The following is a 25,102-nucleotide window of genomic DNA, read 5'->3' on the forward strand; positions in this document are numbered from 1 at the left end:
GGCAGGAGCACCCCGTGGACCGCATGCTGTATGTCGCCATGAGCGGCGCCAAGCAGGCCATGGAGCAGCAGGCCACGGTCGCCAACAACATGGCGAACGTCTCGACGCCGGGCTTTCGCGCGCAGGTCAACAGCTTTCGCGCGGTGCCGGTGGTCGGCGAAGAAGCGCAAACGCGCGCCTTCGTCGCCGCCATCACGCCGGGCGCCGACTTCAGCCACGGTCCGCTGACCGAGACCGGCCGCGCCCTCGATGTCGCGGTGCACGGCGATGGCTGGCTCGTGGTGCAGACGCCCGACGGCGGCGAGTCCTACACGCGTGTGGGCAACCTGCAGGTCGGCGCCGACGGCCAGCTGCTGACCATGGGCGCGCGCCCGGTGGTCGGCGAGGGCGGCGCGCTGGTGGTGCCGCCGGGCTCCACGGTGCAGATCGCGCCCAACGGCGCCGTCACGGCCCGCGGCGCCGGCGATGCGCTGGTCGGCGTGGCCGAAGTGGGGCGCCTGAAGCTGGTCAATCCGCCGACCGCCGACCTGGTGCGCGGCGACGACGGGCTCTTTCGCATGCGCGAGGGCCTGCCGCCGGCCGAGGCCGACGCGGCCGTGACCGTCGCCAGCGGCGTGGTCGAGGGCAGCAACGTCAACGCGGTCGAAGCCATGGTTTCGATGATCGCCCAGGCCCGCAGCTTCGAGATGCAGATGAAGTCGATGCAGACCGCGGACACCAACGCGCAGTCGGCCAACAAGTTGCTGGCGTACGGCTAGCCCACCAACCCCTGAAGGAATTTCTCCCATGATGCGCTCGCTCTACATCGCCAAGACCGGCCTCGACGCCCAGCAAACCCAGCTCGACGTGGTGTCGAACAACCTCGCCAACGTCGGCACCACCGGCTTCAAGCGCAGCCGCGCCGTGTTCGAGGACCTGATGTACCAGAACCTGCGCCAGGTCGGCGGCCAGACCTCGGACCAGACGCGGCTGCCTTCGGGCCTGCAGGTCGGCACCGGCGTGCACGTGGTCGCCACCGAGCGCATCCATGCGCAGGGCAACATGACCAAGACCGACAACCCGAAGGATGTCGCGATCAACGGCGCCGGCTTCTTCCAGGTGCTGATGCCCGACGGCACCACCTCGTACACGCGCGACGGCTCCTTCCAGACCGACCGCGACGGCCAGCTCGTCACGGCCAGCGGCTTCCCGGTGCAGCCGGCCATCACCATTCCGCAGAACGCCACCAGCATGACCATCGGCCGCGACGGCATGGTCTCGGTCACGCAGGCCGGCAGCACCGCCACGGTGCAGGTCGGCCAGCTGCAGCTGGCCACCTTCCTGAATCCGGCCGGCCTGCAGAGCATGGGCGAGAACCTCTATGCGGAGACCGATTCCTCCGGCGCGCCCAACCAGCTGAACCCGGGCCTCGAAGGTGCCGGCATCCTGAGCCAGGGCTACGTCGAGGCATCGAACGTCAACGTGGTGGAGGAGCTGGTCAACATGATCGCGACCCAGCGCGCTTACGAAATCAACAGCAAGGCCGTGCAAACCTCCGACCAGATGCTGCAGCGCCTCGCGCAACTGTGATGCAGAGCGCGCGTCTTCATCGTCTTGCCGTCTGCACGCTGGTGCTCGCCACCGGCTGCGCGCAGATCCCGCGCGAGCCGCTGGTGCACCAGCCGATGACGGCGCGCGCCAACACCTACGCGGCGCTGCCGGCGCCGCGCGCCAACGGCGCGATCTTCCGCGACGGGCCCGGCGCCAATGCGCTGTTCGAGGACCGCCGTCCGCGCAATGTCGGCGACATCCTGACCATCGTGATCAGCGAGAAGGTCAACGCCAGCAAGAACTCGGGCGCCAACGCCAGCCGCAGCGGCAGCCTGACGGCTGCCTTCCCGACCATCCCGAAGCTGCTGGGCGGTCTGCTGGACGAGCAGGACGCGAAGCTCTCCGGCAACAACATCCTCAATGCCAAGGGCGGCGCCAACGCCAACAACACCTTCAACGGCGTGATCACCGTGACCGTGGTCGACGTCATGCCCAACGGCAACCTGCTGGTTTCCGGCGAGAAGCAGATGGGCATCAATCAGGGCACCGAATACATCCGCTTCTCGGGCGTGGTGAACCCGCGCACCGTCTCCGGCAGCAACACCGTGCCCTCGACCCTGGTGGCCGATGCGCGCATCGAATACACGGCCAAGGGCTACATCGACGAAGCCCAGCACATGGGCTGGATGCAGCGCTTCTTCCTCAATGTGATGCCGTTCTGATCATGAACTTCAAATTTCTCCGGCGCTGCATCTTCTCGGCCTTGTGCGCCGTCGCGTTGTCGTCTCCGGCACAGGCCGAGCGGCTCAAGGAACTGGCCAGCATCCAGGGCGTGCGCGACAACCCGCTGATCGGCTACGGCCTGATGGTGGGCCTCGACGGCACCGGCGACCAGACCATGCAGACGCCGTTCACCACGCAGAGCCTGAACAACATGCTGCAGCAGCTCGGCATCACCATTCCGGCCGGCGTCAACATGCAGCTCAAGAACGTGGCGGCCGTGATGGTCACGGCCACGCTGCCTTCCTTCGCGCGGCCCGGCCAGAACATCGACGTGACGGTGTCCTCGATGGGCAATGCCAAGAGCCTTCGCGGCGGCACCTTGCTGATGACGCCGCTCAAGGGCGTCGACGGCGCGACCTATGCCATCGCGCAGGGCAACATGGTGGTGGGCGGCGCGGGCGCCTCTGCCAGCGGCAGCAAGGTGCAGATCAACCAGCTCGGCTCGGGCCGCATTCCCGGCGGCGCGCTGGTCGAGCGCAGCGTCGAGGCGCCGGTCGGCGGCGAAGGCATGTTCACGCTGGAGCTCAACCGCTCCGACTTCGGCACCGCGCAGCGTGCGGTCGAGGCCATCAATCGCCAGTTCGGCCCCGGCACCGCCGACGCGATGGACGCGCGCGTGATCCGCGTGCGCGCACCCGAGCCGCAGGAGCGCGTCGGCTTCCTCGCGCGCCTCGAAGGGCTCGAAGTCACGCCCACCCAGGCGGTGGCGCGCGTGGTGATCAATGCGCGCACCGGCTCGGTGGTCATGAACCAGGCGGTGCGCGTCAACGACTGCGCGGTGGCGCACGGCAATCTCTCGGTGGTCATCAACACGGAGCCGGTGATCAGCCAGCCCGGCCCCTTCTCGGGCGGCAGCACGGTGGCCACGCAGACCTCGCAGATCTCGATCGCCCAAGGCGGCGGCGCGCTGCAGATGGTGCGCGGCGGGGCATCGCTCTCGGATGTGATCAAGGGACTCAACAGCCTGGGCGCCAATCCGCAGGACCTGGTGTCGATCCTGCAGGCCATGAAGACGGCCGGTGCCCTCCGCGCCGAACTGGAAATCATCTGACATGTCGATGATCGACAACCGAAGCGGTGCGCTGGACCAGCGCTTTGCGCTGGACGTGCAGGGCGTCGATGGGCTGCGGCGCACCGTGCGCGCATCGCCCGAAGAGGGCTTGAAGCAGGTGTCGCGGCAGTTCGAAGCCCTGTTCATGAACATGGTGCTGAAGAGCATGCGCGAGGCCACGCCGTCCAGCGGCCTGCTCGAGAGCCGGAACGAGAAGGTCTACATGTCCATGCTCGACCAGCAGCTCTCGCAGAACCTCTCGGGGCGCGGCGTGGGGCTGGCCGAAGCGATGCTGGCGCAGCTGAGCCGCAGCGCGGCCTCGGGCGCGGCCGACGGCGAAGCCGGGGCCATGTCGCTCGACGGGCCGTCGGGCTTCCCGTTGAAGCCGCAGGCCGGCATTCCGCTCGGCTCCTCGCCGCCGGAGGGCGCACCGGCCACCCGGCGCTCGATGCCGGTGGACCTGAGCGTCTACCAGAACAACGGCGAGCGTCCTTCGCCGGCCGCGGCGGCTTCGCTGCAAGGCCACGTCGACAGCTTCGTGAAGAGCATGGGCGGCTCCGCCCAGGCCGCGAGCGAGGCCAGCGGCGTGCCCGCGCCCCTGATCCTGGCGCAGGCCGCGCTCGAATCGGGCTGGGGCAAGCGCGAGATCCGCGCCGACGACGGCACGCAGAGCTTCAACCTGTTCGGCATCAAGGCCGACCGTGGCTGGAAGGGCCCGGTGGTGGAAACCACCACCACCGAATACGTCGACGGCGAGCCGCAGAAAGTGCGCGCCAGGTTCAGGGCCTACGGTTCCTACGACGAAGCCTTCACCGACTACGCGAAGTTCATCACCCGCAATCCGCGCTACGCCAACGTGCTGGCCACCGACGACCCGGCCGAGGCCGCGCACGGCCTGCAGAAGGCGGGCTACGCGACCGATCCGCAGTACGGGCAGAAGCTCGTTCGGATCATGCAGAAATTCACATAGGACCCACGACCATGGCAGAGATCACCAGCCTTCATCAGCACGCGAGCGCCCCCGTTCTCGCCAACGCCAAACGCCTCGAGGTGGTCACCTTCACGCTGGGCGAGGAGGAATACGGCATCGACATCCAGAAGGTGCAGGAGCTGCGCGGCTACGACGCGGTGACGCGCATTGCGAACGCGCCGGAGTACATCAAGGGGGTGGTGAATCTGCGCGGGATCATCGTTCCGATCATCGACATGCGCATCAAGTTCAAGCTGGGCACGCCGAGCTACGACCAGTTCACGGTGGTGATCGTGCTGAACATCAGCGGGCGCGTGGTGGGGATGGTGGTGGACAGCGTGTCGGACGTGATCACGCTGTCGCCAGAGCAGATCAAGCCTGCGCCGGAGATGGGCTCGGTGCTGGACACGGACTACCTGATCGGGCTGGGGACGCTGGAGGAGCGGATGCTGATCCTGGTGGACATCGACCGGCTGATGTCGAGCGAAGAGATGGGCCTCATTGAAAAGATGGCCGCTTGAGCCAAGGGCCCCCACATGAAAGCAACGAATCCGTCGAGGCGAGCGCCTTCCTTTGTTTCGCTGGCGCGCATCCTGACCATCCGGGCCGGCGTGGCCATGCTGGCACTCACGGTGCTCATCCTGGCGGTCTTCTATGCGCTGGCCTCTGCGCAGCAGCAGCGCAGCGCCGCGCAGTACGCGAATGCGAAGGCCGAAGCCATTGCCCGGTCACTGGACATCTTCGACCAGACCATGCAGCTGAACGCGGAGAACGCCTACGGCGTGTTCCGGCGCCAGTTTGCGGCCACCTTCGTCCTCGAGGACGCCGCGCAGGGCAGGTTGACGAACCACGGCGTTGCGCTCGACGGCAGCTCCACCGCCGAAGTGGATGCCTTCGCGCGCGACTTTCCCGGCGCCAACGCCACCGTGTTCGTGGTGCAGGGCGAGGACTTCCGGCGGATCACCACCTCGGTCAAGAAGGAGAACGGCGAACGGGCCATCGGGACCCTGCTCGACCGCAAGAGCGGCGCCTATCCGGTGCTGCGCGCCGGCAAGAAGTTCGTCGGGCGCGTCATCCTGTTCGGCCGTCCCTACATGACGGTCTATGAACCGGTGCGCGATGCTGCCGGCCAGGTCGTCGCCGTGCTCTACATCGGCCTGGACATTTCGCGGCAGCAGGCGTCCTTCGGCGAAGCGGTGAACAAGACCCGCATCTTCGAAAGCGGCGGGCTCTACGTCGTCAATCCGAGCGGCGGTCCCGCGGCGGCGACGCTGGTGTTCCACCCGACGACTGCCGGCAAGAAGCTGGCCGAAGTTCTTCCTCCGGGCGTCGACGCGGCGGACTGGCTCGCGCGCCTGGGCAGCGGCGACGGCACATGGATCGACAACGCGCCTGCCGTGCTGGGGCAGGCGATCGAAGGACGGCGCTATGCCTCCGCGGCCAAGAGCGAAGCGAACGGCTGGCTGGCGGTGGCCGAGGTTCCCGCCTCGGAGGTGATGGCCGAGCTGTACCGCCAGATGGCCTGGCTCGTCGGGGCCATTGCCCTGGCCGCCGTGCTGCTGGGCACCACCCTGGTCGTCTTCATTCGCCGCACGGTGCGTCCCCTGAGCCTGCTGAGCGAACATGTGCAAGCCATCGGCGGAGGCGACCTGTCGCGGCAGCTGGCATCGGATCGCCGCGACGAGATGGGCGTCATCACCCGGTCCGTCGAATCCATGCGGGACGGCCTGGCGCGCGTGGTGAGCGGCGTGCGCGAGGGCACCGATGCGATCGCGACTGCATCCAGCCAGATCTCTGCCGGCAATCAGAATCTCTCGTCTCGCACCGAAGAGCAGGCGAGCTCGCTGGAGCAGACCGCGGCTTCGATGGAAGAACTCACCAGCACGGTGAAGCAGAACGCCGACAACGCGCGCCAGGCCAATCAGCTGGCGCTCTCTGCCTCCGAAGTGGCGGTCAAGGGCGGCGATGTGGTCAACCAGGTGGTCGACACCATGGCCTCGATCAATGCCTCGTCCAAGAAGATCGTCGACATCATCGGCGTGATCGACGGCATTGCCTTCCAGACCAACATCCTGGCCTTGAACGCAGCGGTCGAAGCCGCGCGAGCCGGCGAGCAGGGCAGAGGCTTTGCGGTGGTGGCTTCCGAAGTGCGCAACCTGGCGCAGCGCTCGGCCGCAGCCGCCAAGGAAATCAAGGGCCTGATCGACGATTCGGTCGGCAAGGTGAACGCGGGCAGCACGCTGGTGGGCGAAGCCGGCAAGACCATGGAAGAGATCGTGGGCAGCGTGAAGCGGGTGACCGACATCATCGGCGAGATCACGGCGGCGAGCCACGAGCAGACCCAGGGCATCGAGCAGATCAACCAGGCGATCACGCAGATGGACCAGGTGACGCAGCAGAACGCGGCGCTGGTGGAAGAGGCGGCTGCTGCGGCGCAATCGATGCAGGAGCAGGCCGGCAACCTCGTGGAAGCGGTCAACGTGTTCAGGCTGGATGCCGGCACCCGGCCCGCTCTCCCCAAGTTTCAAACCTCATGAAGAGACGCAGATGAACGCAACAGACACATCGAAGCAGGCCGCGAAGCCGCTGGAATTCCTTTCCTTCACGCTGGGCGAGGAGGAATACGGCATCGACATCCAGAAGGTGCAGGAGCTGCGCGGCTACGACGCGGTGACGCGCATTGCGAACGCGCCGGAGTACATCAAGGGCGTGGTGAACCTGCGCGGGATCATCGTTCCGATCATCGACATGCGCATCAAGTTCAAGCTGGGCACGCCGAGCTACGACCAGTTCACGGTGGTGATCGTGCTGAACATCAGCGGGCGCGTGGTGGGGATGGTGGTGGACAGCGTGTCGGACGTGATCACGCTGTCGCCAGAGCAGATCAAGCCTGCGCCGGAGATGGGCTCGGTGCTGGACACGGACTACCTGATCGGGCTGGGGACGCTGGAGGAGCGGATGCTGATCCTGGTGGACATCGACCGGCTGATGTCGAGCGAAGAGATGGGCCTCATTGAAAAGATGGCGGCCTGAACCATGAACCTCCTCTCCAACGTACGCATCGGAACGCGCCTGGCCATCGGCTTCGGCCTGGTCCTGGCCCTGACCCTGGCCTCGGCCGTCTTTGCCCTGATGAGCGCCAGCAGCAACGCCGAGGCCACCCGCCAGATGATGCAGAGTCCGCTCGCGAAGGAACGGCTCATCTCGGATTGGTACGTGCTGACCTACTCGGCCATCGCGCGCACGGCGATGATCGCCAGGACCACCGACGAAACGCTTCCCGCCACTTTTGCCGATGTCATCTCCGACAGCGTCAAGAAGGGCGGGGAGACCATGACCAAGGTCGAGGCCCTGCTGGTGACCGATCTCGAGAAGTCGACCTTCAAGTCCATTGTCGAGTTGCGAGCCAAGTACCAGGCGGCCAAGGAGGCGGTGCAGAAGGCGAAGGCGGGCGGCAACGCGGCGGAGACGGAGACCGTCTTCAAGGACACCTTCCAGCCGGCCGCCAAGGCTTATGAAAGCCGCGTGCTCGAACTACTGGCGCTGGAGCGCAAGGCGATCGACGACATGAGCCGCGCGATCGACGAGGCGAACGCGCAGAGCTTCAATCTCCGCATTGCGCTCACTGCGCTCACGCTGTTGCTGGGCGGGGTCTGCGCCTTCCTGATCGCCCGCAGCATCACCCGGCCCATCGACCGTGCCGTCCAGGTGGCGGAGACCGTGGCCAGCGGCGACCTCACATCGCGCATCGAAGTCGACTCGCGCGACGAGACGGGCCAGCTGATGCATGCGCTGAAGAACATGAACGAAAGCCTGGCCAAGGTGGTGGGCGAAGTGCGTTCCGGCACCGACACCATTGCCACGGCCTCGGGCCAGATCGCGGCGGGCAATCACGACTTGTCCTCGCGCACCGAGGAGCAGGCGAGCTCGCTGGAGCAGACGGCCGCCTCGATGGAAGAGCTCACCAGCACGGTGAAGCAGAACGCGGACAACGCGCGGCAGGCAAATCAACTGGCCGTCTCGGCCTCCGCGGTGGCCGTGAAGGGCGGCAGCGTCGTCAGCCAGGTGGTCGACACCATGGGCTCGATCAACGCCTCGTCCAGGAAGATCGTCGACATCATCGGCGTGATCGACGGCATTGCCTTCCAGACCAACATCCTGGCCTTGAACGCAGCGGTCGAAGCCGCGCGTGCCGGCGAGCAAGGCCGTGGCTTTGCGGTGGTGGCTTCCGAAGTGCGCAACCTCGCGCAACGCTCGGCCGCCGCGGCCAAGGAAATCAAGACGCTGATCGGCGACTCGGTGGAGAAGGTCGAGGAGGGCAGCAAGCAGGTGGCCGAAGCGGGCCGCACGATGGACGAGATCGTCGACAGCGTGAAGCGGGTGACCGACATCATGGGCGAGATCACGGCGGCGAGCCACGAGCAGACCCAGGGCATCGAGCAGATCAACCAGGCGATCACGCAGATGGACCAGGTGACGCAGCAGAACGCGGCGCTGGTGGAAGAGGCTACGGCTGCGGCGCAGTCGCTGCAGGAGCAGGCCGGCAGCCTCTCGCAGACCGTCAGCATCTTCAAGCTGAGCCAGGAAGAAGCGGCCGTGGTGCTCGCGCAGGTCCAGGCCCGCAGCCGGCCGACATTGCCGCCGAAGCGCGTGGCGCCGGCGCTGAAGGCGCCGGCCAAGCCGACCGCCGCCCCGCGCAAGGCGGTGGCGCACCGGCGCGCGCCGCAGCTTGCCGTGGGCCACACGGCCTCGGGCGAGTGGACGGAGTTCTGAAGAAGAAGTCCCGGCCCTCAAGTTTCGGGCCGGACTGCCGATATCTCTCATAACCGGGCCTCTATCGACGGCCTTCGCAGGAAGAAAAAAATGCAGTGGTTCCAGGAGCTTCGTGTCACCGTCAAGCTGATCCTCAGCTTTCTGATCGTCGCCGCCATCGGCGCCGTCGTCAGTGCGCTCGGCATCTTTCAAATGGGGCGCATCAGCGCCTCGACCGAGAGGCTCTACAACCACGAGCTGCAGACGCTGAAGGCGGCGCAGGCCGCCAATATCCACCTGCTCTATGCGAGCCGGGCTCAGATGGGCCTGCTGTCGGCCTCCACCAAGGGCGAGCGCAATGCCGGCATCGCGGAACTCAAGAAGGCCGGCGCCGGACTCGAAGCGCGGATGACCGAGGTCAAGCCCGTGCTGCTCGAAAGCGATGAGGGCCGCAAGCTCAACGAGCAGTACGAGGCCCTGCTGCCGACGCTGAAGAAGCGCATGGGCGATTTCGTCACGCTGCTCAGCGCACAATCGCTGGACAGCTCGCAGTTCGACGGCCGCGTGGCCGAGGACAGCGCGCAGCTGCTGAAGGATTCGCGCGCGCTCGAGGAAGTGCTCGAGACGATGGTGGCGCACAGCGACATGCAGGCCAAGGCGAGCATGGACCATGCCGGCCAGACCTACAAGACCTCGCGCTTGCTGATGCTGGCGATGGCCCTGATCGGCATCCTCGCGAGCGTGGGGTTGGGCGTCGTGGTGGCCCGCCTGCTGGCGCGCCAGCTGGGCGGCGAACCCGGCTACGCGGCGGATGTGGTCGGCCGCATCGCCGGCGGCGATCTGACGGTGGGTGTCGAGGCGCGCTCGGCCGACGACGGCAGCGTGCTGCATTCGATCAAGCAGATGCAGGACCAGCTGACCCATGTGGTCGGCAGGATCAAGCTGTCGACCGACGCCATCGCGACGGCCTCGGGCCAGATTGCTTCGGGCAACCAGGATCTTTCTTCGCGCACCGAGGAGCAAGCCAGCTCGCTGGAGCAGACCGCGGCGTCGATGGAAGAACTCACCAGCACGGTGAAGCAGAACGCCGACAACGCGCGCCAAGCCAATCAGCTGGCGCTCTCGGCCTCCGAAGTGGCGGTCAAGGGCGGCGATGTGGTCAGCCAGGTGGTCCACACCATGGCCTCGATCAATGCCTCGTCCAAGAAGATCGTCGACATCATCGGCGTGATCGACGGCATTGCCTTCCAGACCAACATCCTGGCCTTGAACGCAGCGGTCGAAGCCGCGCGTGCCGGCGAGCAGGGCCGAGGCTTTGCGGTGGTGGCTTCCGAAGTGCGCAACCTGGCGCAGCGCTCGGCCGCCGCGGCCAAGGAAATCAAGGGCCTGATCGACGATTCGGTCGGCAAGGTGAACGCGGGCAGCACGCTGGTGGGCGAAGCCGGCAAGACCATGGAAGAGATCGTGGGCAGCGTGAAGCGGGTGACCGACATCATCGGCGAGATCACGGCGGCGAGCCACGAGCAGACCCAGGGCATCGAGCAGATCAACCAGGCGATCACGCAGATGGACCAGGTGACGCAGCAGAACGCGGCGCTGGTCGAGGAGGCCGCGGCTGCGGCGCAATCGATGCAGGAGCAGGCCGGCAACCTAGTGGAAGCAGTCAGCGTGTTCAGGCTCGCGGACTGAATGTTTCGCCCGCGCTGCCGATAAACAAACAAGCAAACGTACTTACAGGTAAAGCCAAATGTCGATGTTCCATACGGGCCTGAGCGGCCTGGCCGTGGCGCGCAGCGCGCTCATGACCACGGCGCACAACACGGCCAACGTGTACACCGCCGGCTACAGCCGCCAGACCTCGATCGTCGCCACCAACGGCGCGATCTCGACCGGCGCCGGCTTCATGGGCACCGGCGCCCGCGTCACGACCGTGGCGCGCAGCTACGACCGCTACCTCACCGCCCAGCTCAACGGCGCCGAGGCCACGGGCGCGGCGCTCGCGAGCTACAACTCGCAGATCAGCCGCATCGACTCGCTGCTCGCCGACAAGACCTCGGGCCTCACGCCCCTGATGCAGAGCTTCTTCGCCGGCATGCAGGGCGTGGCCAACACGCCGGCCGACCCGGCCGCGCGCCAGCAGCTCATCAGCGCGGCGCAGGCCCTGGCCAACAAGTTCCGCGCCACCGACCAGTACCTCACCGACCTCAACACCTCCGTCAACGACCAGATCGTGGGCAGCGCCGAGCAGATCAACACCTACGCGACGCAGATCGCGAGCCTCAACCAGCAGATCGGCCAGCTCCAGGCGATGGCCGGCGGCCAGCCGCCGAACGACCTGATGGACCAGCGTGACCATCTGGTGGCCGAGCTCGGCAAGATCGTGGACGTGAAGGTGCTGGAGCAGGACGGCGGCAAGTACAACGTCTTCATCGGCAATGGCCAGACGCTGGTGCTGGGCGACCGGGCCGCAACGATGAAGGCCGTCGACTCGGCGGCCGATCCCACGCGCAAGGCGATGGCGCTGGTCGGGCTGAACGGCACCGCGTCCGAGCTCAAGGACAACATCTTCACCGGCGGCACGCTGGGCGGGCTGATGGCCTTCCGCGCCGAGACGCTGAGCACCACGCAGAACGCGATCGGCCGCCTCGCCATGGCGCTCGGCAGCAGCTTCAACGACCAGCACAAGCTGGGCGTCGACCTGAACGGCGTGCTGGGCTCCGACTTCTTCTCCGAGGCCCAGGCCGGCGTGTTCTCGAATGCGCGCAACACCGGCACCATGGTGCTCGACGCCAGCGTGACCGACACCTCGCAGCTCACGACCAGCGACTATTCGGTGGAAGTGAAGGACGTGGCGGGCACGCTCACCTATTCGGTGACGCGCCTTTCGGACAAGCAGCCCATCGGCGACTTCACCACCTTCCCGATCGACTTCGACGGCGTGAGCTTGACCGATGCCAGCGGCACGGCCCAGGCGGGCGACACCTTCCTGGTCCAGCCGACGCGCACCGGCGCGCGCGATCTCGAAGTGCTGGTGCTCGACCCGGCCAAGGTGGCCGCGGCCTCGCCGCTGGTCACCGGCAACACCAGCGGCAACCAGGGCAGCGGCGCGCTGAGCGCCGCCACCGTCGATGCCGGCTACCTGGCCACGCCGCTGGCGGCAACGGTCACGCTCGCCTACGACGCCGGGACCAACACGCTGTCGGGCTTTCCGGCGACCTCGGCCGTCACCGTGACGCTCGCCGACGGCACCTCGACCAGCTACGCGGCCGGCACGCCCGTGCCCTACACGGCAGGTGCCTCGATCAGCTTCGACGGCATCAAGCTCAGCATGACCGGCGCGCCGGCCCAGGGCGATACCTTCACGATCAAGAAGAACGTGGGCGGCGTGTCGGACGGCAGCAATGCGCTGCTGCTGACGGCGCTGCAGAAGAAGAACACCATGGGCGGCGGCAGCTCGACCTTCAACAGTGCCTACGCGCAGCTGGTGAGCTCGGTGGGCAACCGCACGATGGAGATTCGCGTGGCCGAGACCACGCAGACCAGCGTGACGGACCAGATCCGCGCCACCCGCGATTCGATCTCCGGCGTGAACCAGGACGAGGAAACCGCCAATCTGCTGATGTTCCAGGAGATGTACCAGGCCAACGCCAAGGTGATCGAGACCGCGTCGACGATGTTCGACTCGATCCTCGGCATCAGCAACTAAGAACATCGGGAATCGTCATGCGCATCAGCACCCAGACCTTCTACGCACAGAGCCTGAAAGGGATCGGCTCGCAGCAGCAGCAGCTGTTCCGGATCCAGCAGCAACTGTCTTCGGAATCCAAGTTTCTGACGCCGGCGGACGATCCGGTGGGCGCGGCGCGTTCGCTGGTCGTCTCCCAGTCGATCGCGGAGAGCTCGCAGTACGCCGCCAGCCGCAGCCGCGCGGTGCTCTCGCTCTCGCACGAAGAGGCCGCGCTGCAATCGGCCACCACCATCCTGCAGAACATCAAGACGCTCACGGTGCAGGCCGGCAACGGCACGCTGTCGGACGCCGACCGCGAATCGCTCGCCACCACCATCCAGAGCAATCTCGACCAGCTGGTGAACGTGGCCAACGCCGACGACGGCAACGGCCAGTTCCTGTTCGCCGGCTTCAAGAGCGCCAACCCGCCCTTCGTGGCGCAGGCCGGGGGCGGCGTGCAGTACATGGGCGACCAGGGCCAGCGTCTGATGCAGATCGACGTGTCGCGCCAGATGTCGGCCACCGACGACGGACGCAGCGTGTTCCAGTCGGTGCAGGGCGGCGCGGGCTACGTGACCACGGCGAATGTCGCCAACACCGGCTCGGGCGTGTTCGGCGCGGTCGGCGTGACCGACGCCACGTCGCCCAACTACGGCCGCGACTTCACGATCAGCTTCGCGGGCGGCAACTACACGGTGACCACCAACGACACGCCGCCGGTGGTCGCGGCCACCGGCCCCTTCGTGGCGGACACGCCGATTTCCTTCGGCGGCGTGCAGATCAGCATGAGCGGCACGCCGGCCGACGGCGACAGCTTCCAGGTCTTTACCGCCAAAAACGCCGGCACCGACGTGTTCGCCGCCATCGGCGACCTCGTGGCATCGCTGAAGAAGCCGCTCGCCGGTGGCGGTGCGGCCGCGCAGGCCGAACTGCTGAACGCGCTCTCCACGGCCAACGTCAAGATCACGAACGCGCACGACAACGTGCTGACCATCCGCTCCTCGGTCGGCTCGCGCATGAACGAACTCGATGCGCTCAACGCGTCGGGTTCCTCGCGCAGCCTGATCGACAAGAGTTACCTGTCGGAGCTAGAAGACCTGGACATGGCGAGCGCGATCTCCGAATACCTGCAGCGCGAAACCGCGCTGAAGGCCTCGCAGGAGACTTTCGCGCGGCTGCACAGCATCGCGCTGTTCAACTACCTGTAGGCCGGCCGGGCTTCGCGCCGGCGCCCGATCAGCTGCGCCAGCACGAGAGCGGGTAGCGCTGGTGGTTCCAGGTCGTCCAGCCTGTGGTCCTGTTGCCCGAGGGCTTGGCCAGGTACCACTGGTTCCCGTCGGCGTGGCGGAAGCGCAGGCCGCGCCCGTCGCTTTCGGGGTGCGTCAGCGCCACCCAGCGCGAGTTGTTGTCCGAGAACTTTCCCTTCCAGCGCGAGCCGGCGCTGCTGCTGCAGGTGTCGCCGTCGCAACTGGTTTGAGTGTCGTTGACCGGGACCCAGGTCATGCGTGCCGGCCGGCCGTCGATGCTGCAGTTCCAGGCGCCACCCCACCAGCCACCGACCGTGCTGGCGAGGGCCGGACCGGAGAGGGCGAAGCACAGGGCTAGGCCGCGGGAGAAGGTCGTGAGCGACCGCCGAGTCGTGTTCGAAGTCATGCTGCTGCTCCTTGTCGCCTCGATGAGGCTGGAGGCAGCGTACCGAGCCGCTGTCGAACGAGAAATCCCGTGAAGGCGCTACCCGCGCAGGAACGAGACCGCGATGACGACCGCGACCATCACGATGCCGACCCGGGTCATGTAGACCCCCAACCGGGCTGCCACCGGGTCTCGGGGTTGCAGCTTGGCGTGCGTTGTATCCATGGCGAACTCCTTTCGGACGACTCGCTGTCATCCTAGGGGCGAGCGCCGGCGCTGCACATGGCCAATTGGCAACGATGGACCATACTCGCCGCGCGATTCGTGGATTGGTTCACCATTCTCCGAAGTGATTGCGGGCTCCGGTGCGGCCGCACGGCTACTCAGGCGCCTCGCCAGCAGGCGCCGCCGCCTGCGGCTGCGCCTCCATCTGCACGACGGCCTCATGCAGAAGGCCGCGAAGCCAGACCAGCGCCGGGTCGTGGGTGCGGTACTTGTGCCATTGCATGGACTGCTCCATCAGAGGCAGCGGCAAGGGCACCGGCAGCACTGTCAGCGGCAGGAATTGCTGCGCCATGCGCGCCAAGCGACGCTGCACTGTGGCGACCCGGTCGGTGCCCAGAACCAGGAAGGGCGCCGCGACGAAGCTGAAGGTGCAGACCTCGATGCGCCGCTCGATGCCGCGACGCTGCATGAACCAGCTCTCGAGCGTGGGCTGGCCGATGCTGGCGGGCTGCACCTCGACGTGGTCTGCGGCCACGTAATCCTCGTAGCTGAGGGTGCCGGCGCGCGCGAAGCGGCTGCTGTTCCACACCATGCACACGTACTCTTCCTCGAACAGCGTTTCGATCGGATGGTCGGGCGAGCAATAGTTGCGCGGGATCACCAGCAGGTCCGCTTCGCCGCGCCCCAGCGCGCGCTGCGGCTGGTCCAGTTGCGGCAGCGGCGAGAGCAGGAAGCGCACCGTGCTCGACTGCCGGCGTGCCAGCGCAAGCAGGTGCGGCATCAGGGTGACCGTGGTGTAGTCGGAGACCAGCAGCTGGAAGGTGCGGTCCGAGCGTGAGGGATCGAACTGCGGCTGCGCGGCGATCGCGGTGTCGACGCGCATCAGCACGTCGCGCACGGGTTCCTTCATCGTCTGGGCCCGGGGCGTGAGCTCCAGCGTGCGGCCCACCTGCACCAGCAACTCGTCGCCGAAATAGGCCCGCAGCCGAGCCAGCGCGTTACTCATGGCGGACTGGCTCAGATGCACGCGCGCTGCCGCCCGGCTGATGCTGCACTCGGTGAGAAGCGCGTCCAGTGCCACCAGCAGATTCAGGTCAAGCTTGTTGAAGCGCATAGCCGCCCTCGCTCGCACGAGATCGAGAAGAGGATGGTGAACCACCTTCAAGCGCCGAAGATTAGGGCAAGTGCGACTATCGCCGCAGGAAATGCCGAGGGCGCACTCGCCGGGCGATTCGTGGATTGGGTCACCGTTCTCCGATGCGATTGCGGATTGCGACTACACTCCGCAGCCCCATTTTTCAACGAAGCGGCGACACCCATGAGAAAGAACGCCTGGCTCAAGGCCGCGCTGGACTACGTGCCCGATTGGCTGAGTTTTCAACTCGAGCGCTATCGGCAGCCCGGGTGCTCTGTCGCCATAGCGCAGGGGCCTCACATCGTGGCGGAGTTCGCCTTCGGTGCCGCTGATCTGGAAACCGGCGAATCCCTCACCCCGAGGCATCGCTTTCGCGTCGCGTCGCACTCCAAGAGTTTCACTGCGAGTGGTGTCATGCTGCTGCGGGAACAAGGAAAAATCGGCCTTGACGATCCGATCGGCCGCTATGTATCCGGCCTGCACAAGGGCCTCGCGGGCGCCCGGATCGGAGAATTGTTGTCACATGGTGCCGGTGTGGTTCGCGATGGCGCCGACAGCGGACAGTTCTCGGACCGCCGCCCATTTCTTTCCCGCGCCGAGCTGCTGGCGGAGTTGTCCAGAAAGCAGCCGCTCGCACCCGGCGTTCAGCTCAAGTATTCCAACCATGGCTATGGCCTGTTGGGGCTGATGATCGAGGAAGTCAGCGGCAGCGAATATCCGGCCTGGATCACCCGCCACGTGATCGACGCCGCGGGATTGCACGAGACCGTCCCCGACATGCCGCAGCTGCGCAAGAAAGCACCCATGGCCAATGGGCACAGTGCCGAGTTCCCCTTCGGGCAGCGCCTGATCGTACCGGGCGACAACGTCTGCCATGCGATCGCGCCGGCAGGCGGATTCGTCTCGACGGCTTCGGATGTGGCTCGGTTCTTTGCGCAACTCGCGCCGGAAAGCAAAGGGAGCATCCTGTCGGCAGCGAGTCGCCGCCACATGATGCAGCGCCGCTGGCGCGACAACTGCAGCACCCAGGAGTCGTACTACGGCTACGGCACCATGATGAGCGGGCCCGGGCCCAAGGAGTGGTATGGCCACACCGGCAGCCTGCAAGGCTTCGTTTCGAGAACGGCGCGTTTTACCGCCTCGGGTTTCACGGTCACCGTTCTTTGCAACGCACAGGATGGCCCGTCCTACCAGTGGGTCGATGGGATTGCGAGCATCCTTTCGGCGTTTCAACACCATGGTGCGCCAGCCAAACGGGAGGCGGCCTGGAAGGGACGCTGGTGGAGCATGTGGGGTGCCAGTGATCTTGTCCCCATGGGCAAGGTGGTGTGCCAAGTCGCGCCGGCGATGAATCTACCTTTCGATGGCACGAACACCGAGTTCGTGATCGCTGGCAACGATCATGGGGTGATCCGCAAAGCTTCTTCCTACAACAGTCCCGGAGAGACGATTCGCCGGGTGCGCGATCCCAATGGCGCGCCGACCGAGCTTTGGGTTGGAGGCTCAAGACTGCTGTCCAAGGAGGCGATGCTGGCCGAAGTCACTCCGCGCTACCGCAAGAGTCGGCGCACCGGCGATGCCGCGGCTGCATAGCGTCGGGCGTTGATCCGGGTCCCGCTTACTTCTTGCAGTCCCCGCCGACCGATACGGAGCCGTCCTTGCATTCGGTCAGGATGGGCTCGCTGCGAGGCTGCGGCGGCGAGGGACGCGCGCCGGAGGCCGATCCGTCACTATTCGGCGGCGAAGCCGGCAAATCGCCCTGCGCGTACACGATCTTCTTCGTTCCAAGATCGCAGGTGCCCACGACCTTGTCGGTAACGATTGCGTCGGCGTCTACCGTGGTGAGCGTGAAGCGAGAGACGCCGGAGGCTCTGATCTTCGTATCGATCTGGGACAGGATGGCATCGCAGTTGCTGGCGCCGCTCGCAGAACCGGCGAAGACCAGTGCGATGAAAGCCAGAGATAGTCTTGGCATCGGTGCTTGCCTCCAACGAGAGTCTTCCCGGGCGGACCCGTCCAGCGATCAGCGCGAAGGCGCCGGCACCGGAGTCACCGTCTCGCGAATCACGCCGCCGCCCATGACGCTGCCTCCGGAAGAACTGCCCGCGCCGCCTTGCACGCGCGCCTCGCAGTCCGCCTGGTCGGCAGCGGGCTGCAGCTTGCATCGGGCCATCGCATTGGCGTCGTAGCCGGTGGCGCTCGAGCCGGTGAGGCCGTTGCGCCGGGCCTCCTGTCGCGCGGCACCGGCTTCGCGAAGGCACGCCGCCTTGTCCTGCTGCACGCCATCGCAGGCCGCGCGTTCGCTCGCCGTGCGGGCATCGGAGCCGGGCGGCGCCGACTGGGCGAGCGCGGCGCTGGCGCCGAGCAGTGCGATCAGCCAAAGACTGACCAGAGCTGGTTTCGTGTTCATGGGGCTCCTCTTTGAACGGAGCCTGCAATGTGACCGCAGGATGGCGGCCGGACTGTGGGACGGATGCCCGATGCCTGTCGGACGCAGTCCGCAAAAGAAGGCCCGCACGAGGCGGGCCTGAAGGGGTTGGTCCTTGATGCCCACCCGGGAGAAACCATGGCCGAAGATTAGTAGGTGTAGTCCTACACGGCAAGTCGAGCAAAAGTTCACGTTGGCGTCAGCCGGTCACCGATGCTCGTCATCAGCTTCGCGTAAGTTTTGTATCTCGCGATCCATCCCGCCGGTTTCCTCGCGCGCGAGACCTGCCCCGGATGCCGACGTTTGGTTCTGCTTGACAAGGGCAATGACACCGCGGCGTTGTTGTCGGCATTCGCCACCTATGCCGCGGGGTTTCTGGTACGGCCCTTCGGGGCACTCGTGTTCGGTCGCATCGGCGATCTGGTCGGGCGCAAATACACCTTCCTGGTCACCATCGTCGTGATGGGGAGCGCGACCTTTGCAGTGGGACTGTTGCCGACATTCGCGGCCATCGGCTGGCTCGCGCCCATCCTGCTGGTTACCCTTCGATTGCTGCAAGGCCTGGCGCTCGGCGGTGAATATGGCGGCGCTGCCACCTACGTGGCCGAGCATGCGCCGCAGGGCAAGCGAGGCAACGACACGAGCTGGATCCAGACCGCCGCGACGCTGGGCTTCTTCATGGCGCTCGCGGTCATCGGTGCTTGCCGCGTGTGGATGGATGCTGCGGTGTTTGCCGAATGGGGTTGGAGAATTCCCTTCCTCGTGTCGCTGATCCTGCTGGTGTTCTCGATCTATATCCGGCTGCGCCTGAACGAGTCGCCGATCTTCAAGAAGATGAAGGAGGAAGGAAAAGGGTCGAAGGCGCCGCTCAGAGACAGTTTCCGGAAGTACCCGAACAACAAGTACGTGCTGCTGGCCCTGCTGGGCGCCACCGTCGGGCAGGGCGTGGTGTGGTACACGGGCCAGTTCTATGCCCTGTTCTTCCTGACGATCACGCTCAAGCTCGACTATCTGACGGCCTACATGCTGATCGGCGCGTCCTTGCTGCTGGGCACGCCGTTCTTCATTGTCTTCGGTGCGCTTTCCGACAAGATCGGCCGGCTGAAGATCATCCTGTTCGGCTGCCTGATTGCCGCAGTGACCTATTTCCCGCTGTTCAAGGGCCTGACCCACTATGTCAATCCGGCCCTGGAGGCCTACTCGGAGAAGACGCCGATCACCGTCTCCGCCGCCAACTGCAACTTCCACATGTTTGTCGGCCCCTGGAGCAAGTTCTCCGACTGCGACAAGGCGAAGGACTTCCTCACCAAGCAAGGGCTCTCGTTCAAGTCGGTCCCGGCCGCGGCCGATGCCCAGGTCGTGACGAAGATCGGTGATGTCGAAGTGGTCGGATGGGACGAGGCCAAGTACAAGGAGGCGTTGCAGAAGACCGGCTATCCCGGCGCGGCCGACAAGAGCAAGATCAACTACCCGATGACGCTGCTGATCCTGTTCATCATGTTGATCTACGTCACGATGGTGTACGGACCTATTGCCGCTTTCCTGGTCGAGCTGTTCCCCACCCGCATCCGCTACACCTCGATGTCGCTGCCTTATCACATCGGCAACGGGTGGTTCGGCGGCATGCTCCCGCTGCTGGCCACGGCAATGGTCGCGGCATCGGGGGATATTTACTATGGGCTCTGGTATCCGATCGTCGTTGCGGTGATCTCGCTCGTGGTGGGCACCATCTTCCTCAGGGAAACCAAGGACCGCGATCTCAAATACGACGACTGATCGGCGCGCTGCACCGTGCAAGGCACGGCGCAGCGCGCTTGTCGTCTCGTCCTCAGAGCGTGGGCTTGCCCATCGCCGGATCGCTCACCGAATGCCGCCCGGTCTCGACGCGGCCGGCGATGCGGCGCAAGTAGGCCGGGTCGGCGTCGCAGCTCACTTCGAAGTCGTACCAGTTGCCGCTGTCCTCGAGGTCCCACTGCTTCTCGACATCGTCGCCGCCCCTGACGCGCACGGTCCACGGGCCGTCGTTGCGGTAGGCCAGGGCCTTGATGGTGAAGACGCAGTCCCGCTCGCCCTCGTTGCGCAGCTTCAGGTGTAGGTCGCCGCGGCGCACGTTGTAGCCCACGCGGATCTCGGGGTCGGGTGCGCCGCGCGAGCGCAGGCGGTTCAGGTCGCCCTTGAAGTGGCGGTGGAAGCCGTTGGGCCCGAGCACCCACAGGTCGTAGAGGCCGGCGTTGTCGGTCGCCGCGGCCCACTCGTCGTCGAGGCGCTCGTTGGGCTCCACCATGTAGCGGCGCGGCAGCCGGTCGAGGTTCAGCTTGTCGTAGACGTGGAACACGGCCGCGGCCTCGCCGCTGTTCGCGAAGACGAGCTTGACCTTGCCGTGCAGCGCGTTGCTGCGTGCGCTCGCGTGCAGCTCGTAGGGCAGGGCGCGCGAGGGCCGCGTGCCGGTGGCCTGCACCGGCAGCAGCGGGTTGGCCGGCGGCGCGATCTGGGGCAGTTGCTGCTGCGCGGCGCGCAGCGCATCGGCCTGGGCCAGCGTCTTGCGACCCGTGAGCGTGGGCAGCGGCTCGTTGTTGGGATTCTTGAAGTTGAAGGCGCTCGTCAGGTCGCCGCACACGGCGCGGCGGTAGCGGCTGATGTTGGGTTCCTTGACGCCGAAGCGCTGCTCGAGGAAACGGATGATCGAGGTGTGGTCGAACACCTGCGAGTTGACCCAGCCGCCGCGGCTCCAGGGCGAGATCACGTACAGGGGCACGCGCACGCCCGGGCCGTAGACCCGGCCGTCGGGCTGCGGCTGGCTGGTGGTGCCGGGCGGGTTCGGGTGCGTGAAGCGCTCGAAGGCGACCTCGGACTCGCGCAGCGTGGTCTTGCCGGCCGGCGTGCCGTCGGGGTTGAGCGAGGGCGCCGAGGGCGACGGCACATGGTCGAAGTAGCCGTCGTTCTCGTCGAAGTTGACCAGCAGCACGGTCTTGCTCCACACATCGGGCACGGCGGTGAGCGCGTCCAGCGTCTCCTGGATGTACCAGGCGCCCTGCACCGGGCTCGATGGGCCGGGGTGCTCGGAGTAGGTGGCCGGCGCGATGACGAAAGACACCTGCGGCAGCTTGCCGTTCTTGATGTCCTGGCGGAAGGTCTCGAAATACGCGTTCACGTCGCCGAGCGGGCCCGGCATGGTGTTGGCGATGCCCTTATACAGCGGGTTGCCGGCATCGTCGCTGGCCGGGTCGTAGGCGGGCGAGAGGGCGTCGTTGCTCACCGGCTTGCCCGAGGCCTCGTTGGCCTTGCGGTACTGCTTGAAGCCCGCCAGCGGGTTGTCGCCGAAGTTGTCGGGCATGTTCTGGTAGACCATCCAGCTCACCTTGGCTTCCTGCAGCCGCTCGGGGTAGGTCTTCCATTCGTAGCCGAGGGCGGAGGAGTCGATGGAGTCCCACTCGTTGTTCAGCGAGGCCACGCCGGCGGCGGTGGGGCCGTTGGTGCCGGTCCACATGAACATGCGGTTCGAGTTGGTGCCGGTGTGCATCGAGCAGTGGTAGGCGTCGCACAGCGTGAAGGCATTGGCCAGCGCGAACTGGAAGGGCAACTCGGCTTCCTTGTAGTAGCCCATCGAAGCGGGCGTCTTGTAGCGCACCCATTGCTCGATGCGGCCGCCGTCCCAGGCGTCCTGGCCGTCGACCCAGCTGTGCGGCGTCCCGCTCACGCGCTGTGCATTGCCCTTGGTGAAGTCGAGGTGGTAGGGCAGCACCGGCTGGCCGGCGGCGTTGTTCTGCTGCCAGACGTTGCGGCCTTGCGGCAGCGGAATGGTGAAGCGGTCGCCGAAGCCGCGCACGCCGCGCAGCGTGCCGAAGTACTGGTCGAAGGAGCGGTTCTCCTGCATCAGGATCACGACGTGCTTGACGTCCTTGATCGTGCCGGTTTCGTTGTGCGCGGGAATCGCGAGTGCTTTGCGGATGCTGGGCGGAAAGGCGGCGAGGGTGGCGGCGGCGATGCCGGTGGTGGCGGTGCCCTGGAGGAACTTGCGGCGCGAGTTCATGTGGGGTCCTCTGGATGTTGTTGTAGGGGGCTCAGGGCGCGTAGCGCACGTCGGCGTTGTCGCTCGCCGCGGGCTGCACCGGGGTCTCGGTCTTTTCGCTACCGGTGGCCGTGCTGCCCGCGGCGGTGCCGCTGAAGCCGCCGCCGCTGCTGCCGCCGCCGCAGGCGGCCAGCGCGCAGGCCAGGGTCAGGGCGCACGCGAGGCGCGCCAGGTAAACATCTGTGTGCATGGGGAGTTCCTTTTTTGGCGTTGTCGGGGATCGGGTTCGCAAGCGGCGCGGCCAAGACTAGGCAGCGGCCGTGTCATCGCCATGAACCGGCCATGACGCTTGTGCGACGTGCGCATGACGCCCTGGTACCCTGTGCCATTCGCGCGCGGCGCGGAGTGAACGCGATGCCGATGAAACTGCTCTTGAAGCTCGCCATCGCCTGCCTGATCGGGCTGGCAGGAGTCGCCATGTTCCAGGACCGCCTGCTCTACTTCCCGGCCAAGGCCACGGTCGCGGACATGGTGTCCGGCGGACTGAAGGCCTGGCCTTCGGCGGAGGACTTCCGCGGCCTGGTCGCGGAGCCGGCGGGCGTGGCGCGCGGCACAGCCATCGTCTTTCACGGCAACGCGGGGCATGCCGGGCATCGCGCGTACTACGCCCGTGCGCTCACGGGCCTGGGGCTGCGCGTGATCCTGGCCGAGTACCCTGGCTACGGCCCGCGCGGCGGAGAGATGGGGGAACGCCATCTGGTCGACGATGCCGAACAAAGCATCGTGCAGGCGCATCGAGCGCATGGCGCGCCGCTGCTCGTGGTCGGCGAATCGCTGGGCGCCGGCGTCGCGGCCGCGGCGGCCGCACGGCAGCGGGACAAGGTGGCGGGCCTGCTGCTGATCACGCCGTGGGACCGGCTCGAGAACGTCGCGGGCCATCACTACCCATGGCTGCCAGTGAGCTGGCTGCTGCGCGATCGCTACGACAGCGCCGCGCATCTCGCCTCCTTCGGCCGCCCGGTTCTGGTCGCCATCGCCGAGCGCGACAACATCGTGCCGGCGCGCTTCGGCCGCGCGCTTTACGACGCGCTTCCCGAGCCCAGGCGGCTGGTGGTGATCGAGGCGGCCGGCCACAACGACTGGCCGGGGCGCGTCGACGATGCATGGTGGCGCAAGGCCACGTCCTTCGTGCTCGACGCCGCCACTGCGCGCTGAGCGCGCAGCGGTGTTTGCGCTTGCTCAGTTGAGATTTCCTCAAGCGACAGAGCCACAGAAGTCGTTTGTCGGCGAGCGCCGGAAGGACAACCATAGCTCCATCCGATGCCATCTTCGCGGTGTCGGCCACAAGGAGATCTATGTACGTCGCACCCTACCCGCTGTGGAGCCCTGAGCCCGACGCCGGCCTGCTCGCCTCGCGCGCCGCCGATACCGGCGAGCTGATTTTTCCCGCCTTTCCCGATGCTTCGCCGCTGGCCGCGCGGCACGCGCCGGTCGCACTGCCCTCGATCGGCGAGGTCTACAGCTTCACGGTCATCCATCCGGCGGCCAAGAGCGGGCTGGCGCCTTACGCGCTCGGCTATGTGGACCTGCCCGGCCCAGTGCGCATCTTCGGCCGGCTGCAAGGCAAGGCGCGCCCGGCCATCGGCGAGCGCTATCGCGCAGTGCCAGACGAGCAGTTCGGCTACGTGTTCGAGGCGGTCGAAGGAGCATCGGCATGAAGGACATCTTCATCACCGGCGGCGCCATGACGCCCTTCGGCCGCCACAGCGGCGTGCTCGCTCCCGAGCTCGCGCAGCACGCCATCCTGAAGGCAATGGACGACGCGGGCGTCGAGGCGCGCGACATCCAGGCCATCTACTGCGCCAACGTGCTCGGCGGCATGATCCTGGGCCAGCTCATCGTCCGCGATCTCGGCTTCGGCGGAATTCCGGTCTACAACGTCGAGAACGCCTGCGCCAGCGGCGCCACGGCGGTCCACTTGGCACGGCACGCGATGCTGGCCGAGCAGTACGACACGGCGCTGGTGTTCGGCATCGAGCAGCTCACCGCGCTCGGCGGCGGCACCATCCCGCTGCAGCGCAACGACCACAAGACCGAGCTCTATGCAAAGGCGGGCATGGTGCTGCCGGCCGTGTACGCGATGCGCGGCACGCGCTTCCTGCATGAGCGATCTGCCACGCCGGCCGACCTGGCGGCCGTCGCGGTGAAGAACCGTCACCACGGTTCTCTAAACGAATACGCCCAGCAGCGCGCCGAGACCACGGTCGAGGAGGTGCTGGCCTCGCGCATGATCGCCGATCCGCTGACGCTGCTGCAGTGCTGCCCTTCGCAGGTCGATGGCGCGGCCGCCGTGGTGCTGCGCACGCGCCGCCCGGCAGGGCGCACGCCTGTGAAGCTGCTGTCTTCCGTGGTGGTGTCGGGCATTCGCGAACAGGCCGACGACGACATCCTGGATGCCGAGATCACCGCACGGGCGGCACGCCAGGCCTACGAACAAGCCGGCCTCGGCCCGCAGGACCTCGACGTGGTGGAGCTGCACGACGCCTTCACCATCGCCGAACTGCTGTACTACGAGGCCTTGGGTCTCGCGCCGCGCGGAGAGGCTGTTGCCTTGCTGCAATCCGGCGCCACGCGATTGGGCGGCCGCGTGCCGGTGAACCCCAGCGGCGGCTTGCTCGCCAAGGGCCATCCGCTCGGCGCCACCGGCGTCGCGCAGATGGTCGAGCTGATGTGGCAGCTGCAAGGCCGGGCCGGCGCACGCCAGGTCGAGGGCGCGAAGGTCGGCCTGACCCAATGCACCGGCGGCGGCATTGCCGGCGTCGACCATGCCGCGTCATCCGTTCACCTGCTGGGAGTGTGA

General features: G+C 66.7%; 24 protein-coding genes. 17 read left to right on the plus strand and 7 right to left on the minus strand.

From position 1 onward, the window contains the following. The first annotated feature begins 14 nt into the window (after nt 1-14). The 12 genes from ACSQ86_RS08200 (at nt 15) to flgL (ending at nt 14,021) form a co-directional block, all read left to right on the plus strand. Nucleotides 15-758, plus strand: coding sequence for a flagellar basal body rod protein FlgF (locus tag ACSQ86_RS08200; protein ID WP_436308725.1), 744 nt, complete (start codon nt 15-17; stop codon nt 756-758). A gap of 28 nt (nt 759-786) precedes the next feature. Beyond that, nucleotides 787-1,569, plus strand: a complete 783-nt coding sequence (gene flgG / locus ACSQ86_RS08205; protein WP_093106198.1) for a flagellar basal-body rod protein FlgG — start codon at nt 787-789, stop codon at nt 1,567-1,569. Further along, a complete protein-coding gene (locus ACSQ86_RS08210) occupies nt 1,569-2,252 on the plus strand; it encodes a flagellar basal body L-ring protein FlgH (protein ID WP_436303266.1) in 684 nt (227 codons plus the stop codon). Before flgG ends, ACSQ86_RS08210 begins: the two co-directional genes overlap by 1 nt. A 2-nt stretch (nt 2,253-2,254) precedes the next feature. Then, nucleotides 2,255-3,364 carry a flagellar basal body P-ring protein FlgI gene (locus ACSQ86_RS08215; RefSeq protein ID WP_093106193.1) on the plus strand — a complete coding sequence of 370 codons (1,110 nt, stop codon included), beginning with the start codon at nt 2,255-2,257 and terminating at the stop codon, nt 3,362-3,364. Between the two features lies 1 nt (nt 3,365). After that, nucleotides 3,366-4,334, plus strand: a complete 969-nt coding sequence (gene flgJ / locus ACSQ86_RS08220; RefSeq protein ID WP_436308726.1) for a flagellar assembly peptidoglycan hydrolase FlgJ — start codon at nt 3,366-3,368, stop codon at nt 4,332-4,334. A gap of 11 nt (nt 4,335-4,345) precedes the next feature. Then, complete coding sequence (locus ACSQ86_RS08225; protein WP_436303270.1) at nt 4,346-4,855, plus strand: chemotaxis protein CheW; 510 nt, start codon at nt 4,346-4,348, stop codon at nt 4,853-4,855. A gap of 15 nt (nt 4,856-4,870) precedes the next feature. Continuing rightward, a complete protein-coding gene (locus tag ACSQ86_RS08230) occupies nt 4,871-6,871 on the plus strand; it encodes a methyl-accepting chemotaxis protein (protein WP_436308727.1) in 2,001 nt (666 codons plus the stop codon). A 10-nt stretch (nt 6,872-6,881) separates the two neighbouring features. Further along, nucleotides 6,882-7,367, plus strand: coding sequence for a chemotaxis protein CheW (locus tag ACSQ86_RS08235; RefSeq protein WP_436303273.1), 486 nt, complete (start codon nt 6,882-6,884; stop codon nt 7,365-7,367). Between the two features lie 3 nt (nt 7,368-7,370). Further along, nucleotides 7,371-9,107: a methyl-accepting chemotaxis protein gene (locus ACSQ86_RS08240; protein ID WP_436308728.1), complete on the plus strand. Its 1,737-nt coding sequence runs from the start codon at nt 7,371-7,373 to the stop codon at nt 9,105-9,107. A gap of 90 nt (nt 9,108-9,197) precedes the next feature. Continuing rightward, nucleotides 9,198-10,775, plus strand: a complete 1,578-nt coding sequence (locus ACSQ86_RS08245; RefSeq protein WP_436308729.1) for a methyl-accepting chemotaxis protein — start codon at nt 9,198-9,200, stop codon at nt 10,773-10,775. Between the two features lie 58 nt (nt 10,776-10,833). Then, nucleotides 10,834-12,792 carry a flagellar hook-associated protein FlgK gene (flgK, locus tag ACSQ86_RS08250; protein ID WP_436308730.1) on the plus strand — a complete coding sequence of 653 codons (1,959 nt, stop codon included), beginning with the start codon at nt 10,834-10,836 and terminating at the stop codon, nt 12,790-12,792. A 17-nt stretch (nt 12,793-12,809) separates the two neighbouring features. After that, nucleotides 12,810-14,021: a flagellar hook-associated protein FlgL gene (gene flgL / locus ACSQ86_RS08255; protein ID WP_436308731.1), complete on the plus strand. Its 1,212-nt coding sequence runs from the start codon at nt 12,810-12,812 to the stop codon at nt 14,019-14,021. A gap of 28 nt (nt 14,022-14,049) precedes the next feature. Here the strand turns inward: flgL and ACSQ86_RS08260 are convergent, their stop codons facing one another. The 3 genes from ACSQ86_RS08260 to ACSQ86_RS08270 form a co-directional block, all read right to left on the minus strand. Next, the gene (locus ACSQ86_RS08260; RefSeq protein WP_436308732.1) at nt 14,050-14,466 is read right to left on the minus strand and encodes a DUF6006 family protein; all 417 of its coding nucleotides are present in this window, start codon (nt 14,464-14,466) and stop codon (nt 14,050-14,052) included. A 78-nt stretch (nt 14,467-14,544) separates the two neighbouring features. Further along, nucleotides 14,545-14,670: a hypothetical protein gene (locus ACSQ86_RS08265; RefSeq protein WP_436295798.1), complete on the minus strand. Its 126-nt coding sequence runs from the start codon at nt 14,668-14,670 to the stop codon at nt 14,545-14,547. A 154-nt stretch (nt 14,671-14,824) separates the two neighbouring features. After that, nucleotides 14,825-15,784, minus strand: a complete 960-nt coding sequence (locus ACSQ86_RS08270; RefSeq protein ID WP_436308733.1) for a LysR family transcriptional regulator — start codon at nt 15,782-15,784, stop codon at nt 14,825-14,827. Nucleotides 15,785-15,988: 204 nt separating this feature from the next. Here ACSQ86_RS08270 and ACSQ86_RS08275 point away from each other — a divergent pair, with 204 nt between their 5' ends. After that, on the plus strand, nt 15,989-17,398 hold the full coding sequence (locus ACSQ86_RS08275; protein ID WP_436308734.1) for a serine hydrolase domain-containing protein: 1,410 nt from the start codon (nt 15,989-15,991) through the stop codon (nt 17,396-17,398). Between the two features lie 25 nt (nt 17,399-17,423). Here ACSQ86_RS08275 and ACSQ86_RS08280 read toward each other — a convergent pair whose 3' ends face one another. Both ACSQ86_RS08280 and ACSQ86_RS08285 read right to left on the minus strand, forming a co-directional pair. Beyond that, entirely contained in the window at nt 17,424-17,780 is a 357-nt protein-coding gene (locus ACSQ86_RS08280) for a DUF1161 domain-containing protein (protein ID WP_436303281.1), read from the minus strand. Nucleotides 17,781-17,828: 48 nt separating this feature from the next. Further along, a complete protein-coding gene (locus ACSQ86_RS08285; protein ID WP_436303282.1) occupies nt 17,829-18,215 on the minus strand; it encodes a hypothetical protein in 387 nt (128 codons plus the stop codon). Between the two features lie 321 nt (nt 18,216-18,536). Here ACSQ86_RS08285 and ACSQ86_RS08290 point away from each other — a divergent pair, with 321 nt between their 5' ends. Then, nucleotides 18,537-20,009 carry an MFS transporter gene (locus tag ACSQ86_RS08290; RefSeq protein WP_436308735.1) on the plus strand — a complete coding sequence of 491 codons (1,473 nt, stop codon included), beginning with the start codon at nt 18,537-18,539 and terminating at the stop codon, nt 20,007-20,009. Between the two features lie 52 nt (nt 20,010-20,061). On the opposite strand, the gene ACSQ86_RS08295 is transcribed toward ACSQ86_RS08290, so the two are convergent. Both ACSQ86_RS08295 and ACSQ86_RS08300 read right to left on the minus strand, forming a co-directional pair. Continuing rightward, nucleotides 20,062-22,263 carry a phosphocholine-specific phospholipase C gene (locus ACSQ86_RS08295; protein ID WP_436303284.1) on the minus strand — a complete coding sequence of 734 codons (2,202 nt, stop codon included), beginning with the start codon at nt 22,261-22,263 and terminating at the stop codon, nt 20,062-20,064. A 31-nt stretch (nt 22,264-22,294) separates the two neighbouring features. Continuing rightward, nucleotides 22,295-22,492, minus strand: coding sequence for a hypothetical protein (locus ACSQ86_RS08300; protein WP_436303285.1), 198 nt, complete (start codon nt 22,490-22,492; stop codon nt 22,295-22,297). A 164-nt stretch (nt 22,493-22,656) separates the two neighbouring features. On the opposite strand from ACSQ86_RS08300, the gene ACSQ86_RS08305 reads away from it, so the two are divergent. The 3 genes from ACSQ86_RS08305 to ACSQ86_RS08315 all read left to right on the plus strand — a co-directional run bounded on the left by ACSQ86_RS08305 (nt 22,657) and on the right by ACSQ86_RS08315 (nt 25,102). Beyond that, nucleotides 22,657-23,457: an alpha/beta hydrolase gene (locus ACSQ86_RS08305; protein ID WP_436303286.1), complete on the plus strand. Its 801-nt coding sequence runs from the start codon at nt 22,657-22,659 to the stop codon at nt 23,455-23,457. Between the two features lie 140 nt (nt 23,458-23,597). Further along, nucleotides 23,598-23,960 carry a Zn-ribbon domain-containing OB-fold protein gene (locus tag ACSQ86_RS08310; protein ID WP_436303287.1) on the plus strand — a complete coding sequence of 121 codons (363 nt, stop codon included), beginning with the start codon at nt 23,598-23,600 and terminating at the stop codon, nt 23,958-23,960. Then, nucleotides 23,957-25,102, plus strand: coding sequence for a thiolase family protein (locus ACSQ86_RS08315; RefSeq protein WP_436303288.1), 1,146 nt, complete (start codon nt 23,957-23,959; stop codon nt 25,100-25,102). Before ACSQ86_RS08310 ends, ACSQ86_RS08315 begins: the two co-directional genes overlap by 4 nt.

Origin of the sequence: Variovorax sp. LjRoot130, assembly GCF_964253755.1 — a bacterium.
Taxonomy (GTDB): Bacteria; Pseudomonadota; Gammaproteobacteria; order Burkholderiales; family Burkholderiaceae_C; genus Variovorax.